This is a genomic window from Microcystis sp. M109S1 (assembly GCF_020247025.1).
Taxonomy (GTDB): Bacteria; Cyanobacteriota; Cyanobacteriia; order Cyanobacteriales; family Microcystaceae; genus Microcystis.
Map to the genome: position 1 here is coordinate 1 of NZ_JADBRW010000144.1, position 14145 is coordinate 14145.

At 40.6% G+C, this 14145-nt stretch carries 17 protein-coding genes and 1 pseudogene; 4 read left to right on the top strand and 14 right to left on the bottom strand.

Features of this window, described 5'->3' with window-relative positions; genetic code table 11:
* Window positions 1-98: 98 nt before the first annotated feature.
* From IM322_RS06770 to IM322_RS06785, 5 genes and pseudogenes are all read right to left on the bottom strand, one after another.
* Window positions 99-554, bottom strand: a complete 456-nt coding sequence (locus IM322_RS06770; protein ID WP_287676027.1) for a DUF3226 domain-containing protein — start codon at window positions 552-554, stop codon at window positions 99-101.
* Between the two features lie 2 nt (window positions 555-556).
* Complete coding sequence (locus tag IM322_RS06775) at window positions 557-1666, bottom strand: AAA family ATPase (RefSeq protein WP_287676026.1); 1110 nt, start codon at window positions 1664-1666, stop codon at window positions 557-559.
* Window positions 1667-1710: 44 nt separating this feature from the next.
* Window positions 1711-1800, bottom strand: a pseudogene (locus IM322_RS23235) (divergent PAP2 family protein); the annotation flags it as partial.
* A 105-nt stretch (window positions 1801-1905) separates the two neighbouring features.
* A complete protein-coding gene (locus IM322_RS06780; protein ID WP_287676024.1) occupies window positions 1906-2208 on the bottom strand; it encodes a type II toxin-antitoxin system HicB family antitoxin in 303 nt (100 codons plus the stop codon).
* 54 nt (window positions 2209-2262) lie between these two features.
* Window positions 2263-2757 carry a helix-turn-helix domain-containing protein gene (locus IM322_RS06785; RefSeq protein ID WP_287676022.1) on the bottom strand — a complete coding sequence of 165 codons (495 nt, stop codon included), beginning with the start codon at window positions 2755-2757 and terminating at the stop codon, window positions 2263-2265.
* Between the two features lie 162 nt (window positions 2758-2919).
* Between IM322_RS06785 and IM322_RS06790 the strand changes: the two genes are divergently transcribed.
* Window positions 2920-3597, top strand: coding sequence for a PEP-CTERM sorting domain-containing protein (locus tag IM322_RS06790; protein WP_287676021.1), 678 nt, complete (start codon window positions 2920-2922; stop codon window positions 3595-3597).
* Between the two features lie 254 nt (window positions 3598-3851).
* Here IM322_RS06790 and IM322_RS06795 read toward each other — a convergent pair whose 3' ends face one another.
* The 7 genes from IM322_RS06795 to IM322_RS06825 form a co-directional block, all read right to left on the bottom strand.
* Entirely contained in the window at window positions 3852-4118 is a 267-nt protein-coding gene (locus tag IM322_RS06795) for a type II toxin-antitoxin system YafQ family toxin (RefSeq protein WP_061432532.1), read from the bottom strand.
* Window positions 4118-4378, bottom strand: coding sequence for a hypothetical protein (locus IM322_RS06800; protein ID WP_287676020.1), 261 nt, complete (start codon window positions 4376-4378; stop codon window positions 4118-4120). Before IM322_RS06800 ends, IM322_RS06795 begins: the two co-directional genes overlap by 1 nt.
* A gap of 290 nt (window positions 4379-4668) precedes the next feature.
* Window positions 4669-5622 carry an asparaginase gene (locus IM322_RS06805; protein WP_287676019.1) on the bottom strand — a complete coding sequence of 318 codons (954 nt, stop codon included), beginning with the start codon at window positions 5620-5622 and terminating at the stop codon, window positions 4669-4671.
* A gap of 22 nt (window positions 5623-5644) precedes the next feature.
* Entirely contained in the window at window positions 5645-6148 is a 504-nt protein-coding gene (locus tag IM322_RS06810) for a CGLD27 family protein (protein WP_287676018.1), read from the bottom strand.
* 5 nt (window positions 6149-6153) lie between these two features.
* Window positions 6154-6558, bottom strand: a complete 405-nt coding sequence (rsfS, locus tag IM322_RS06815) for a ribosome silencing factor (protein WP_287676017.1) — start codon at window positions 6556-6558, stop codon at window positions 6154-6156.
* Between the two features lie 55 nt (window positions 6559-6613).
* Window positions 6614-7210: a bis(5'-nucleosyl)-tetraphosphatase (symmetrical) YqeK gene (yqeK, locus tag IM322_RS06820; protein ID WP_286826401.1), complete on the bottom strand. Its 597-nt coding sequence runs from the start codon at window positions 7208-7210 to the stop codon at window positions 6614-6616.
* 79 nt (window positions 7211-7289) lie between these two features.
* Window positions 7290-8858 (bottom strand): YcjF family protein, encoded by a 1569-nt coding sequence (locus tag IM322_RS06825; RefSeq protein WP_287676016.1) that lies wholly within the window; start codon window positions 8856-8858, stop codon window positions 7290-7292.
* Between the two features lie 349 nt (window positions 8859-9207).
* On the opposite strand from IM322_RS06825, the gene IM322_RS06830 reads away from it, so the two are divergent.
* From IM322_RS06830 to secF, 3 genes are all read left to right on the top strand, one after another.
* Window positions 9208-10191, top strand: coding sequence for an alpha-ketoacid dehydrogenase subunit beta (locus IM322_RS06830; RefSeq protein ID WP_287676015.1), 984 nt, complete (start codon window positions 9208-9210; stop codon window positions 10189-10191).
* Window positions 10192-10217: 26 nt separating this feature from the next.
* Window positions 10218-11624 carry a protein translocase subunit SecD gene (gene secD, locus IM322_RS06835; RefSeq protein WP_287076998.1) on the top strand — a complete coding sequence of 469 codons (1407 nt, stop codon included), beginning with the start codon at window positions 10218-10220 and terminating at the stop codon, window positions 11622-11624.
* Window positions 11625-11766: 142 nt separating this feature from the next.
* Window positions 11767-12699, top strand: coding sequence for a protein translocase subunit SecF (gene secF, locus IM322_RS06840; protein WP_287676014.1), 933 nt, complete (start codon window positions 11767-11769; stop codon window positions 12697-12699).
* 42 nt (window positions 12700-12741) lie between these two features.
* Here secF and IM322_RS06845 read toward each other — a convergent pair whose 3' ends face one another.
* The gene (locus tag IM322_RS06845) at window positions 12742-13224 is read right to left on the bottom strand and encodes a methylmalonic aciduria and homocystinuria type D protein (RefSeq protein ID WP_286826396.1); all 483 of its coding nucleotides are present in this window, start codon (window positions 13222-13224) and stop codon (window positions 12742-12744) included.
* Window positions 13225-13295: 71 nt separating this feature from the next.
* Window positions 13296-13532, bottom strand: coding sequence for a type II toxin-antitoxin system HicB family antitoxin (locus IM322_RS06850; protein ID WP_158201394.1), 237 nt, complete (start codon window positions 13530-13532; stop codon window positions 13296-13298).
* Between the last annotated feature and the right edge of the window lie 613 nt (window positions 13533-14145).

Genomic DNA, 14145 nt, shown 5'->3' on the forward strand with positions numbered 1-14145 from the left:
AAATGGAAAAACCGCACTTTTTCTCGGTCAATGATGACAATAAATTATGACTTAGAGATTAATCAACAACTAAAGCTTATACTTGTAGCTAAGTGAAATCATTGATTAAGAGACCTGTACTTTTCAATAACTTTTTCAGCAAACCCTAAATAGGCTAAAAAAGTCTCTAACATCCCTCTAGATTGATTATCTGGCATCATCCACACACCGAATTTTATCCCCGATTCTAGAGTCATAATTAATCCCTCTGCTGGTAAATTTTGAGGTAAGCTAGGTATATTTGGTAAACAGGCATTATATAAACTTTTCCAACGATTATTAGGTTCTTCGTCTGCATCTATGACAATTCCTAAATGAGTTAGTCCGTTAGGAGTTTTTAGTTGTGTAGAGATGTATTTAGGTTTTAGTAAATTTTCAACACCATCACAATTTATGATATTTAATGGTTCTTCCCCTCTATTCCAAGTAACTCCATTTGCTGCCATTAATTGGGGAATAACTCTCAATTCCTCTGCACCTTCCACTAATAACTTTTTTGTCTCTATTTTAGGCATTGTTAACGCACCTCAAGATTACTTTTAGCGGCAATAACAATTTCTTCTGGATCAAAGATAACAGATTGGCTTTTTTCCCTATCTATCCTTTGAATAGTAATCTCGTTATCAGTAATTTTTTCTTCGGTAATTAATTCGGCTAAACTTTGCCAACAATCGCGGCTGTGAGTGGTGGCAAATACCTGAATATTGAGTTTTTTGGCAATTTCCCAGACTACTTTCCACATATCAGTCATGACAGTAAAATGCAATCCGCTATCAATTTCATCAACTAATAAAATTCCATTTTCAAGATTAACCATCGCTAAAACTAATCCTAACATTCGCCAAATTCCATCGCCTAAACTGCCAATCGAAACTGGTTCTTCTGCTCCGGCAAGTTTAACCATAAATCCCCCGCGTCCTACCCATTCAGGATTAAATGGAGACTGTTGAAATTCTTCGGTAGTCGCAATTTTTTCTATTTTAGGTTCAATGATTTTTAAAGCTTCGATAACTAGGTTATCCGTAGAGTTAAGCAGACTTTGACTGAAAAAATATCTGTTTGTATTAACTGCTATAGATTGAGGAGCAATCCAAAATAATTTGAGTTTTTTAAAATCCTGAGACGGTTTTTTATCGTTTAAATTTATCTGTAAAATCTCCCCTTCAGGTGATAAAGAATAGACTTTTTCCTGATGCTCAAATTCAACCACTAAGCAAAAACTACCTATGGCTTGTAAATTATTTTTATTGACTTTAGAGAGTAATTCTTTAGATGTACATTGAATACTTAAAATCACCCGATTGGCTGGTTTATCTGGCTCATAAATAACTATTTTTTGATTATCCTTTAGTAAGTATTTATAGAATAAATTTTTTATATCATAAGATTGCACTTTCCCACCGAGAAGATTAGCCGCATCTATTTCTCTATGAGAATACTCGCCCCGATGGTTAAAAATTTTTTGTATTTTTCCTATATCAAGTTTAGAAACATAAATAAGAATCGCTTCTAAAATAGAAGTTTTACCGCTATTATTTTTACCCACTAAGAGATTAATTCGACCAAGATTGGCCATCTCAAAACTCTGAAACCCGCGAAAGCCTTCAATTTTTAGGGATTGTAACATGAGTGATTACCCCGGATTTTCAGTTATTAAATCTAGTTTATCTCAACCCCAGTAGCCAAAGCCCCCGACGAGACTAGATAGCGCAGACTCACCTTACCATCGCGGATTAACTCAATCAGCGCTTTTAGTCCCTTTTCACCTTTCGAGCATTATAGTTGGTTTCGGCGCAGAAAACCAGCAAAAACATGACTACAGAGGGAATCGCTGACTCTAGAGATTAATGACATCAGATAATAAGGTTAGCGATAAATTCCTAGCTGCTGATACAGTTCAACTTGATCTTTGACAACAGTTAAGGTTTTTTGTTCTTCAATATTCTGAATGACTTGTTGAGTTTTTTGGTTAAAATCGCTTATCGTATAAGTCCCTTCTGCAATTCGTCGTTCTTTTTCCTCTAATTCGAGACAAAGTTCCATACCTTCTTGAATATTGCTCAAAGCTTTTTCGAGATTATGTCCTTCACTAATACAACCGGGGAGAGAAGGAACAGAAAGATTATAATCTCCTTCCTCGCTTGGTTCTAAAATAACATTTACTTTCATATTGGCTCAGGGTAATAATAAGATAACTATATTATAAGTGATGTTGCCGGGGACTTACTCAAATTCTTCTAATTGCGATCGCACTAATTCTAGGGGAAGTTTTAAAACTCTAGCAATTTGTTCAATGCTTAAACCTTCTTTGATTAATTCGGGGATGGTTTCTAATTTAGCTTGTTGATAAATTTTAGATGAGTGTAATTCACTGTTCTCTTTTCCAGTACAAAAATTACCGCTATTGATTTGTATAACGTCTTTAATATTACTAGAGTTAGAGAAATTAGAATGATAATATCTTTGTAAACTAGATTTAATGTTAGCCTTGCTGACTTCCTCTCCTAATATTTCTGATAAGGTTTTCCATAATTTACCTGCTGTTTCCTTGATATATTTCTGAGAACGATGATTTTTTTGAGCTATTTCGGCGTATTTTTGATGATTGACGACTCCCTCTAAGATTTCATGCTGAAGATCGTCTAAATGCTCTCCTGTATGGGAGAAAACAAGCTCATCAATAGTTATTATAAAAGATTGAATATCGAATGAGTTCATAGGATGATTTTAAACAGGGAGTTAAGTCAGGATTGCCTGATATTATAGCGCAAAATGCAAATTTGGTGTCTTTATATTTCTTTATAGGGCTTTTATGGGTCTTGAAAGTAAATTTTGATTTATTTACACTTTCATTAATTATTTTACTGATAGAGTTTTTTTATGAAGTTTCTTCGTTTTTGCGCCCTGTTCTCTGTACCTATTGCTACGGTAGGGATAACAACCTGTATTGTTAGTTTACCAAGTCAGGCCGTTGAACTTGTATTTTCAAGTCCTGGTGTAATCAAAGGTGTAAATGGAGTGTCTTTTACTTTGCCAAGTACGGGTATCTCAAAAACCTACAATATTATTCTTGAACGAGGAACAGTAAATGATATCTATGGCACACCTCCACTATTTGATGTGTTTACTGAAGAAGATGCTTTAGCTGCCATGAATGCTTCTGCTCAGGGTATAAACTTTTATATTACTAATGTATCTGAAAATCTGTCATTTGAATCTTTAGGAACAGATGCATTTTATATTCCATATTTTACGGATTCCGTTAACGTTGATGTAAGTTCTAGTAAAAGAAAAGATTTGTTTCCATATTTTACGGATTCCGTTAACATTGTTGCAAATTCTAGTAAAAGAAAAGAACAATCACCAGGACTTATAGAGGTAGGCTTTATAGATTTACCTGTTGATGTTGAGGTAGTTTATACACGCCTTATACAAGTTCCCGAACCCACATCAATTTTAGGACTCTTTTCTCTAGGAATACTCGGTGCTGGTGCAACCATAAAACGCCAAGTAAAACGCAATCATTCTATCGAAAAAGAAACCACAGAAATAGGCTAAATTCCCTGTTAATATAACCCATACCCCTTAATTATACAGAATTGGGGGGTATTTTTATGGGCTATAATTTGAGTTAACTGGGTTGGTTAGGCAGTCCTTTGTTTTTAGGGAAAAAAATCAAGATATAAATAGGGTTTGCTGAATAAGTACCCAGAGCGAATCTAGAAGCCACACAACTGGCCAAATGGCAGTTTCGTCGCTTAGTTTCTGAATTATATCTGGCAGTAAGCTCTACTTAAAAGATTGACCGAATATTAAAATAAATCCGCATGGGAACCAGAGCGCACTAAAAAAAGATGGGTGTCTGTGATTTTATAAATTAAAAGCCAATCTGGTTCTAGGTGACAATCCCTATATCCATTCCAGTTTCCCATCAAAGCGTGATCTTTGTATTTAGGTTCTAGTTCTTGCTTTTGAAGTAATTTATCAATGACATTTTTCAGTTTGGTCATATCTTTTCCCCGTTTTTGCAGTCGTTTAATATCTTTTTTAAAGCGATTTTCAAAAATGGGTAATAACATTAAATTCCTAGCTGCTGATACAGTTCAACTTGATCTTGGCAAACAGTTAAGTTTTTTTGCTGTTCAATATTCTGAATAGCTTGTTGAGTTTTTTCGTTAAAATCACTTATAGTATAAGTCCCTTCTGCAATTCGTCGTTCTTTTTCCGCTTCTTCTAAAAATTCAGCTAGGTGTTTTTTTAGATAGGTTGCCAGGCTATCTTGTTGTTCTTCAGAAAGCAGTGCAATTTGCTCGAAAGTTTCTTGAATTAATTTAGTCATCTGTATTGTACTCCGAAGTTCAGTTTTTGAGGAAAAAAATCAAGATAAGTAGGTAGGCGTTAAAAATTATCAGACACCCCCGTTATCAAGGGTAGGGTTGATTCATGAATCAACCCTACCTTATCAAGGGGATATCCCCCCGCCTATCGGCACCCCCCTTATCAAGGGGGGCAGGGGGGATCGAACCTAAAATCCATTTTTAATTTAATTATAACCAGCTACTTATAAATACTGCCCTAACACACCAAAAAGAAAAGTTTTTGATGTGTTACCCTTGGTCAACCCACTACTTATAATAAAGCCATTTCCCCCACCACTTCCAAGCGGGTATAACTGCCGATTTTGAGGAATTTTTCCGAGAGAGATTCGGCCACATTGGGAGTAATCCAGCCTAACTGTTTGAGAATTTGCAAAGCGGCGGCATATTTAGCCCGTTTGGAACCATCTAAAGCTTTAATTGCTAATCCTAAACCTTCACCGACGCGCCCGATACATTGAATACCTTCGGCCCCGGCTTTACTGACGATTTCCCCTTGGCTAACCTGCATTAATTCCGTATCAAAAGCCCCTTCTCCCGCTACCATGCGGGGATGATAGGTCATGGCGCGGACGATTCTTTCTAAGTCTAAACGGTTGCCAGAGGCTAACTGGGCGTAGAGATGGGCCATTTGCCCCAACTGCATTGAATAGGTGGGCGCGCCGCAGTCATCGTGGGCGCTGATTAATTCATCTCCCGGCATTCCCAATAATTCGGCAATTTTGCTTAAAATTAGCTTCTGTATCGGACTAGAACGCCGGAGATAGGTATTTAATGGCCAGCCGCGCTGTTGACACACCGCTAACATCCCGGCGTGTTTACCAGAACAATTGTACTGCAGACGACTGCGTTTACCTTCTGGGAGGGGACATTGCAGGGCATTGGTATCGATATCGGCGCGCCAGAGAATATTAAAGACTTGACGGGCCTGTTCCACTGTGCCTTGGTGAGAACTACAGATAATGGCTAGATCCTTATCGTTGAGATCGGAGCGTTCGAGGGTGCCGGTACTGGTGACAGCCAGCGCTTGAAAAGGTTTCAGGGCCGAACGAATAAAGGCGCTAGTTTCGGCGCTGCCGGCGGTGGATAACACCCGGCCGCGGTCATCGCAAATAGCGGCCTCGACATGATGGACCGATTCAATAATACCTTCCCGGAGGAGATGAATTTCTAAGCGGTGGGTTGGTGAACGTTTTACCCTATTCATTCAGATTGGTGATTGGTTGCGGTTAGTGAGTGAAAAATAGCCAGAAAAGACCACTGATAGCGACAATTGCCCCTAGAATCAGAGCGGTTTTTTGTAAACGCCGGAGAATGGGCTGGATTTGATAGGAGACGATTAAACGATCGCGGGTTAAAATAGCGGCGGTTTTTGTCCAGATTTGGCCATCGTACCAACCCGACTCTTCATAAAATACTTTCTCCGATTGCAAGCGATCATAGACGTAGATCCAGCCTAAATACAAGCGCAATAACACCAATCCTACCAAAATTGTCGAGCCAAAAATCCCCGCACAGAAGAAGGGAAAAGGGGCCTTTTTGAGGGGAAAACTAGCGGCGGCAATCGGTCCGACAATTAACCATGTCCATAACCATAACCAGAGAATTTTTTTTGTATAAGAGGCTACATCTATGGTAGCCCAACGAAAAAACCAAGATTCTTTTAATTGTTCGTACTCGTTAACCGGTTGCTGTTCTTCTGGGACGGGACAGAAATCAAGGGAGGATTTCATGGACTTTACTCCTCTAAATGGTTGCTAGGTAGAGGAATACGTTGAGCATGACCCCAAAAAGCTTCTAAATTATAAAATTCCCGCTCTTTTGGTAAAAAGATATGGACAATGATATCGCCATAATCCATCAGGATCCAGCTACCTTCGCTTTTTCCTTCCACTTGTCGGGGCGATTGTTGCCATTCTAGTTCCATAGCGGCTTCGATCGCATCCTCGATCGCTCGCACTTGAGTGGTAGAATAGCCGGTAATAATCAGAAAATAATCGGTTAAATAACAGATATCGGCGACTTTCAGGATGGCGATGTCCCCCGCTTTCTTGTCCTCGGCAGCGGTAACAATTGTCTCCAGAAACTTTTCGGTCTTGAGATTTTCGGCGATGGGGGTAATAATTCCAGTGGGATTGGTCATTCAGGTTGTGGTTATCCTTTGACTGAGGTGGTTGTAAGCGAGTCTTGAGATTATGTTAATCAATGGTTTTAGTTTCTGTTGGTTGTTCTTTAACAATTTGTAACGCCCAGTTGCGGGTTAGCACGGTGCGGGGATGAATGGGACAATGGCTACTTAAAAGATATTTTAGGGAATAATCGCAGGTTTGTTGAACGCTTTTATGGAGATTTTGATAGCTGAGTTGTCGTAGGGCGTTTAATTCGGGTGTATCGCCGCGATTGGGTTCCAAGGCATCGGCAATAAAGACTATACAGCTAAGATCGCTCATATTGGGTTGACCGAGGGTATGATTGCGAATTGCTGCGAGAATTTCCTCATCGGTAACGTTAAATTCTTTTTGGGCGACAATCGCACTCACATCGGCGTGGAGTAAGTGGGGATGGGATAAACAGATATTATCCACGTCTATTCCCGCCGATTCCGCCATTTTTAGCAGTTTTTTGGGCTTGAAAAATTTGGCCAGATCGTGTAACAATCCCGCTTGCCCTGCTTGGACGGGATCGAGACCGTGATGACTAGCTAAATCAATACACATGGTCTCTACACCGAGAATATGTCGCAGACGGTGTTCGTTGACGTTTTCTTTTAACCAGTCGATAACTTGCTGTCGCATCTTTTTTTGCCCTTGTGGAACCCCAAAACGATTGTAACAATTACTATACAATTTTGCCTATTGCTCCCGGGTTCGATCTTTACCAATCATCCTCGCGACTAGCTTCTAAAACTTCTTCTTGCTGCCAATCATCCTGAAAAGGTTGTACCACTTTACCGATCGCATCAGACACAAAAGACTTAATAAATTCTTCCTTGCGACTAAGTTGAAATTGTCTTTGTACCACTTCCGTCATACCACCGTCACCCCAGTCTTGATCGTGACGGAAATATTCGATAAAACTTTTGCCGGCAATGCGGGTTAAATAGGCGGCACTGACCCCTTGAATTGCCTTACCGACTATATAGGTAGTAAAATTTAATTGTAGGATTCTGGCTAATAATTCTACTGCTCCTTTCACTACTCCCAAACTAACTAGAGTTTTGCCCAAAGATAAGGCCAATTCCTTGCCTCGATCGCTGTTAATTTCACAGCCATAAACTTGACCAATTTCCCTGACCATTTGAGCATTAACCGCCGCCGTTGCTAACAGATCGAACACTGGTAAGGGAGTCACTGCAATCACTCCCGCACCGATCCACTGATAGCGATCGATAATTTTATCAGCTTGGCGACGACGTTGGCGATCAATAATTTTCCTAGCTTCTTCTCCTAATCTTTGGGATTGTAAGAGGATATTATCCGCCACTAAATCCTCCCCTTCGGCCCGTAAAACTGAAGCCAAACGTTTAATTAAAGCTAAAATATCTGGTTCTGGTGTGATCATTTGTCCCCCGGTTAACTGCACAGGTTGGGGATTAGCAGCAACGGCAATAATATCGGCGGAAAGGACCACTCCTTTAAGACGTTCTCGTAATTGTTTTAAAATAATGTCTCGATCTTCATCGCTATAGAGATCGATTTTATTAAAGACTAAGAGAGAACGTTTTCCCATATCAATTAAACGCAATAAAGGGGCGTATTCCGATTGTCGAATATCGTTATCAATGACAAATAAAAGTAAATCTGCTTCCGTGGCTAATTGTCGCGCTAACTGTTCCCTTTCACCTCCGGCTGCACCAATTTCGAGAATGCCGGGGGTATCGGTAATTTGAATTTCCCGATTCACACCTTTCATTTTTAAACTATAGGTTTCCCCTTTTTCCGTGGTTCCCATGGTTGCCTCCACATTGCCCACCATTTGACCGATGAGAGCGTTAATTAGAGAGGTTTTTCCCGCCGATCCTGTGCCGAAAACGATGATTTTAACTTCTTTTCTGGCTAAACTTCGCTCAATTTCTTGGGAACGCTTAACAAAAACCTGTTGGGTTACTTTATCTTGAATTTGATCCACTTGTTGCCGGATAGCTTTTAAGGTTTCCCCGGCGGCCTCGGTTTTTTCTACCGGTAATTTTAGGGGTGGACGGGAGGAAGAACGCAACCCGCGGCGACTTTTTTGGCGCTGGGGCAGCAGGTAAAAGTAGTATAAAAGAATGTAGATCAGCAAGCCCAGCAGTCCGATAATGAGCAAAAGCAGAATATTAGCTAAGATAGGAGCGGTAAAGGCGATCTGGATGTAAAGACGATAGATAGAGTTGACTAACCACAACATTAATCCGAAAATAAAGCTCAGACCAATGATTAAAGCGGCAAGACGGGGTAATTTCATCAGCTTTAACGGTAGGGGATTGCTTGATCTTGATCTTAGTTCTTTGCCGGCCGATTGTCGGTAACTAGAATAGACTATTATCTATAGTCATAATTGTTTTTATTCATCAGTAGGGAGGCACAATTATTTGTAGGATGGGTTAGCGGTAGCGTAACCCATGCGGGAGTTGGGTTTCATGCTTCAACCCAACCTACGTTCTCCACCTACCTACTCCCTATCTACCCACTTCATAATTCATAATTCATAATTCCCTCTCCCCACTTCCCCACTTCCTATTCCCTCGGGACAGAAAAGGGGTAAGATAATAAGTTTAGTGATAAGATGACCGAATTGTAAGCGGGGACTTTATATGGCAGAAACCCTATTATTTAATGCTTTGCGACAGGCGATCGATGAGGAAATGGGCCGCGACCAGACAGTATTTGTTTTAGGTGAAGATGTGGGTCATTACGGCGGTTCCTACAAAGTTACCAAAGATCTCTACAAAAAATATGGCGATTTAAGGGTTTTAGATACTCCCATCGCTGAAAATAGTTTTACGGGCATGGCAGTGGGGGCAGCCATGACGGGATTGCGTCCGATTATTGAAGGCATGAATATGGGTTTTCTTCTCCTTGCCTTTAACCAAATTGCCAACAATGCCGGGATGTTACGTTATACTTCTGGCGGTAATTTTAAAATCCCCATGGTTATCCGTGGTCCAGGGGGTGTGGGGAGACAATTAGGTGCGGAACATTCCCAACGTTTAGAGGCCTATTTTCACGCAGTACCCGGACTAAAAATTGTCGCTTGTTCCACTCCCTACAACGCTAAAGGTTTATTAAAATCGGCGATTAGAGATAATAACCCCGTGCTTTTCTTTGAACACGTTCTTCTCTATAATCTCAAGGAAAATTTACCTGATACCGAGTATCTTTTACCCCTAGATAAAGCGGAAATCGTTCGCCAGGGAGAAGATATCACCATTCTCACCTATTCGCGGATGCGTCATCACTGTTTACAGGCATTAAAACAGTTAGAAAAAGATGGCTACGATCCAGAAATTATCGATTTAATTTCCCTGAAACCCTTTGATATGGCGACGATCGCCGCTTCGATTCGCAAGACTCACAGGGTGATTATCGTGGAAGAATGTATGAAAACGGCGGGAATTGCTTCCGAGTTAATTGCTTTAATTAATGAGCAGTTATTCGATGAATTAGATGCCCCTGTGTTAAGATTATCTTCCCAAGATATACCGACACCTTATAACGGTAATCTAGAAAGATTGACGATTATTCAACCTAATCAAATTGTCGAAGCTGTCCAGAAAATGGTCAGCGATCGCATTTAACAAATTCTCCTTTTGATACCGAAGTTATGCAGAGACAAAATTGGTTATTGTTACTGATCATCGGCCTAGTTGTTGCCTCGATCGTCATCCTGATTAAGTTACCCCTACAATTAGGTTTAGACCTGCGCGGTGGTAGTCAATTAACCATTCAGGTTAAACCCACTGAAACCGTCAAAACCATTCAACCTAATGATTTAAAAGCGGTACAAAATGTGATTGAAAACCGCGTTAATGCCCTCGGTGTTTCTGAATCATTAGTGCAGACTGTGGACAGTAAAAATCAGGTAATCGTGCAACTACCCGGGGTCACAAATCCCAAAGAAGCTGAGAGAAACTTAAATGTTCAGGCCCAATTAGAATTTCGTCAGCAAAAACAAGGTACAGAAGGAGAATTTCGGGCTGAATATTCAATTTTTCAACAAAAAAAAGCGGAATTAGCCGCCCTCAAAGCCGAGAATAAACCCGAAAATGCCGCTAAAATTGCCGAACTAGAACAATCTCTGCAAAAATCTAAACAGGCAATTTTAAATTTATTTGAATCGGTGGACTTAACTGGAAAAAATCTGCAAAATGCCACTATTAGTTCCACCCAAGGGACTAACTGGGAAGTGGCCATTACCTTCGACTCGGAAGGGGGCAATAAATTTGCCGAACTGACTAAAGCGATCGCGGGTACTGGTCGCAGTATTGGGATTTTCCTCGATAATGAATTAATTAGCGCCCCTGTGGTTGATGTGCAGTTTGCCCAAACTGGTATTACTGGAGGCAGGGCCGTGATTACTGGTAATTTTACCGCCGAAACTGCCAACGATCTAGCGATTCAATTGCGCGGTGGTTCCCTCCCTTTTCCCGTCAAAGTCGAAGAAATTCGCACCGTTGGGGCAACTTTAGGCCAAGATAGCATCCGTCGCAGTATCTACGCTGGTTTAGTGGGTTTACTGTTAGTTTTAATCTTCATGGCGGTTTATTACCGTTTACCCGGTGTCATCGCTGATATTTCCCTGATTATCTATACTATACTCTCTCTGGGGGCTTTTGCCTTAGTGGGAGTCACGATGACCTTACCCGGTATTGCTGGATTTATCCTCAGTATCGGCATGGCTGTTGATGCAAATGTACTGATTTTTGAGCGCACCCGGGAAGAATTAAGGGCCGGAAAATCTTTATTTCGGGCGGTAGAGTCGGGATTTTACCGGGCTTTTTCCAGTATTCTTGATAGTAATGTCACTACTTTAATCGCCTGTGGTGCCTTATTTTGGTTGGGTTCGGGATTAGTCAAAGGTTTTGCCTTAACTTTAGCCATTGGGGTAGCTGTGAGTATGTTTACCGCTTTAACCTGTAGTCGCACGCTCCTGTTAATCACCGTGTTAAACGTCCCCAGCGTCCGTCAAAAACCGCAACTTTTCTGCCCTAATTTACCAGCAAACCAGTAGTTATTAGGGAAATGGGGAAATGGGGAAATGGGGAAATGGCGAAATAAGGAAATGGGGAAATTCAACTAATACCCCAACCCCCAACCCCCAACACCCAACCCCCAACCCCCAACACCCAACCCCCACTCACCTCTTACTCAATATGGCATTTAACGTTACAAAACAGCGTAATTTTTGGTGGACAGTCTCGGCCTTGCTGACGATTGGTAGTATTTTGGCCATGGTAATTTCTTGGTTCACTATTCAAGCGCCTTTGCGGCCGAGTTTAGATTTTGTTGGTGGCACGAGAATTCAGATAGAATTAGCCTGTGCTAAAAAGAATAACTGTGAGAAACCCTTAACTACTGCCGAAGTGCAAGTGATTTTAGACGAGGAGGGATTGAGTAATAGTAGTGTGCAGGTTTTGGATAAATATACTTTATCGGTGCGGACGAAAACCCTCGTAGAAGAACAGAGAACAAAATTACTCGACACTTTAAATCAGAAAATCGGCACCTTTGACCCCGAAACCAGTCAAATCGATACCGTCGGTCCCACTATCGGTCAAGAATTATTTAGGTCGGGATTTTTGGCCCTATTAGTTTCCTTCTTTGGCATTGCCGTCTATCTAAGCTTTCGTTTTCAACGGGATTACGCTTTTTTTGCCATTGTCGCCCTCTTTCATGACGTTCTAATTACCGTGGGCGTATTTGCGGTTTTAGGCTTAATTGCGGGGGTAGAAGTGGATAGTTTATTTTTGGTTTCCCTCTTGACAATTGTGGGCTTTTCTGTTAACGACACAGTGGTAATTTATGATCGCGTGCGGGAAAATTTCGCCCAAACTCCTGAACTATCCGTGGATGAAATTGTCGATAATGCGGTGAGTCAAACCCTAGCTCGTTCGATTAATACCACCCTGACCACTTTATTGCCTCTGGTGGCGATTTTTCTCTTTGGTGGCACCACCTTAAAATATTTTGCCCTAGCTTTAATTATCGGTTTCGTAGCTGGGGCCTATTCGAGTATTTTTATCGCTAGTACCCTACTCGCTTGGTGGCGCGGTCGTTCCCATCGAACTAAGATAGTGCAAGCTTAAAAATGGCTATTAGTCACTAGCCAAATTTTTGGGACAATTTCGTCAAATATCGGCTTCACCAATCATAATTGCTGTCAAAATTGACTCAACTGCTACTGCTGTCGTCCCAGACAAGAAAAGTCCGGGATAGACAGCAGTATGCCATCTTGGATGCAGCAGAGTTTTACAGCCTCTAACTGTCGAAAAATTAAATCCCAATGAATGATGAACCGTGGCAACCAAATCAAAATGAGCATCGCCTTTTTTTGAGTATTGAGGTATTCCTTCTTTAGGACAAATGATTTCTGTTAAGAAGCCTTGTTTTTGACTCATAAGATGGAAAGATTGACCCCATTGCATAAATTGCTTAAGTAGGCGATCTTTTTCCTGTTCAATTAATTCTCCTTCTTCGTCTAAAGGAAATTGAGAATTAATCAAGACAATTACGATAGTTTGCGGAGGAACTTGCCAATCAGGTAGCAATTTTTCCCAGTTATGAACCATAAATGGGGTAGGAGATTTTATATATCTCTCTACAGAATTCATGTTTAAGCAATGAGATTGATAGAAGCAATTATATCATAAGTCAACCTACGAAACTTAAAAAGACCTATTAGTTAATTTATTACCGTCGTAGTCGCCTCATCAAAGGAATAAGTTGGTGGTGTAGGGATTTTATTAAGGGTTTGACAATCCGTTAAATATTGTTCAATGACGGTTTGAAAAGCCTGTTCTAGCTCATCAACGGAAAGACCATCAAAAACAATAATATCTTCTATATTAATGACACGACCAAAAAATAAGCGATCGCTGGCATCATATTCAATCACAGCTTCATAGCCTTTGTATTGCATTAGTTTACTCCTGCTTTAATTAAAAATTTACGAATAGCTTTAATTGGGTATCTTTTTAGTTCCTTTTGGGGGTGCGGGGAATGAATATTAAGGGAAATTTCATTAAGATCAAATCCCACTCTTGAGCCATCACCTTATAGCGGTATGCAGTCGAATGAGGTATAGTGCAACAGGCTATGAGTCAGTCTAGGCAAGACTTTGTCTGTATCTCACTCAAGCGAATACCGCTATATCATCCCAAAAGATGTTACGGCGGATGGGATCAACAAAAATAGAATCATAGGTTTTTCGCTGTTTTCTATTCATTTGTTGATTATAGTCTGATTACCAACTTAACATCTAAGCAATACTAATGATCGCCTCTTCCCCAGAATCTAAACCGCGATCGTCCCTTTAGAGAGGGGACTTGAAACACCTGATCAGTCAGAAAAAAGTGATTGTTTCTCCCAAATTCGACTGTGCTTTCGGATTCTGGCTCTTCGGGAATTGCTATGCAAATAACTAACTGAAAATAAAATTAGATGAGAGAACCTACGCTCAAAAGTAGCTGAAATTCATATAGGGAACGACTTAAGGCACAAACAAATTAATACCAAAAGATATACAATTGAGT

What these genes read in the sequence shown, in the direction of transcription:
- IM322_RS06770 (WP_287676027.1), bottom strand. Translation starts at nt 554, where the DNA reads ATGCCTAAAATAGAGACAAAAAAGTTATTAGTGGAAGGTGCAGAGGAA.
- IM322_RS06775 (WP_287676026.1), bottom strand. Translation starts at nt 1,666, where the DNA reads ATGTTACAATCCCTAAAAATTGAAGGCTTTCGCGGGTTTCAGAGTTTT.
- IM322_RS06780 (WP_287676024.1), bottom strand. Translation starts at nt 2,208, where the DNA reads ATGAAAGTAAATGTTATTTTAGAACCAAGCGAGGAAGGAGATTATAAT.
- IM322_RS06785 (WP_287676022.1), bottom strand. Translation starts at nt 2,757, where the DNA reads ATGAACTCATTCGATATTCAATCTTTTATAATAACTATTGATGAGCTT.
- IM322_RS06790 (WP_287676021.1), top strand. Translation starts at nt 2,920, where the DNA reads ATGAAGTTTCTTCGTTTTTGCGCCCTGTTCTCTGTACCTATTGCTACG.
- IM322_RS06795 (WP_061432532.1), bottom strand. Translation starts at nt 4,118, where the DNA reads ATGTTATTACCCATTTTTGAAAATCGCTTTAAAAAAGATATTAAACGA.
- IM322_RS06800 (WP_287676020.1), bottom strand. Translation starts at nt 4,378, where the DNA reads ATGACTAAATTAATTCAAGAAACTTTCGAGCAAATTGCACTGCTTTCT.
- IM322_RS06805 (WP_287676019.1), bottom strand. Translation starts at nt 5,622, where the DNA reads ATGAATAGGGTAAAACGTTCACCAACCCACCGCTTAGAAATTCATCTC.
- IM322_RS06810 (WP_287676018.1), bottom strand. Translation starts at nt 6,148, where the DNA reads ATGAAATCCTCCCTTGATTTCTGTCCCGTCCCAGAAGAACAGCAACCG.
- rsfS (WP_287676017.1), bottom strand. Translation starts at nt 6,558, where the DNA reads ATGACCAATCCCACTGGAATTATTACCCCCATCGCCGAAAATCTCAAG.
- yqeK (WP_286826401.1), bottom strand. Translation starts at nt 7,210, where the DNA reads ATGCGACAGCAAGTTATCGACTGGTTAAAAGAAAACGTCAACGAACAC.
- IM322_RS06825 (WP_287676016.1), bottom strand. Translation starts at nt 8,858, where the DNA reads ATGAAATTACCCCGTCTTGCCGCTTTAATCATTGGTCTGAGCTTTATT.
- IM322_RS06830 (WP_287676015.1), top strand. Translation starts at nt 9,208, where the DNA reads ATGGCAGAAACCCTATTATTTAATGCTTTGCGACAGGCGATCGATGAG.
- secD (WP_287076998.1), top strand. Translation starts at nt 10,218, where the DNA reads ATGCAGAGACAAAATTGGTTATTGTTACTGATCATCGGCCTAGTTGTT.
- secF (WP_287676014.1), top strand. Translation starts at nt 11,767, where the DNA reads ATGGCATTTAACGTTACAAAACAGCGTAATTTTTGGTGGACAGTCTCG.
- IM322_RS06845 (WP_286826396.1), bottom strand. Translation starts at nt 13,224, where the DNA reads ATGAATTCTGTAGAGAGATATATAAAATCTCCTACCCCATTTATGGTT.
- IM322_RS06850 (WP_158201394.1), bottom strand. Translation starts at nt 13,532, where the DNA reads ATGCAATACAAAGGCTATGAAGCTGTGATTGAATATGATGCCAGCGAT.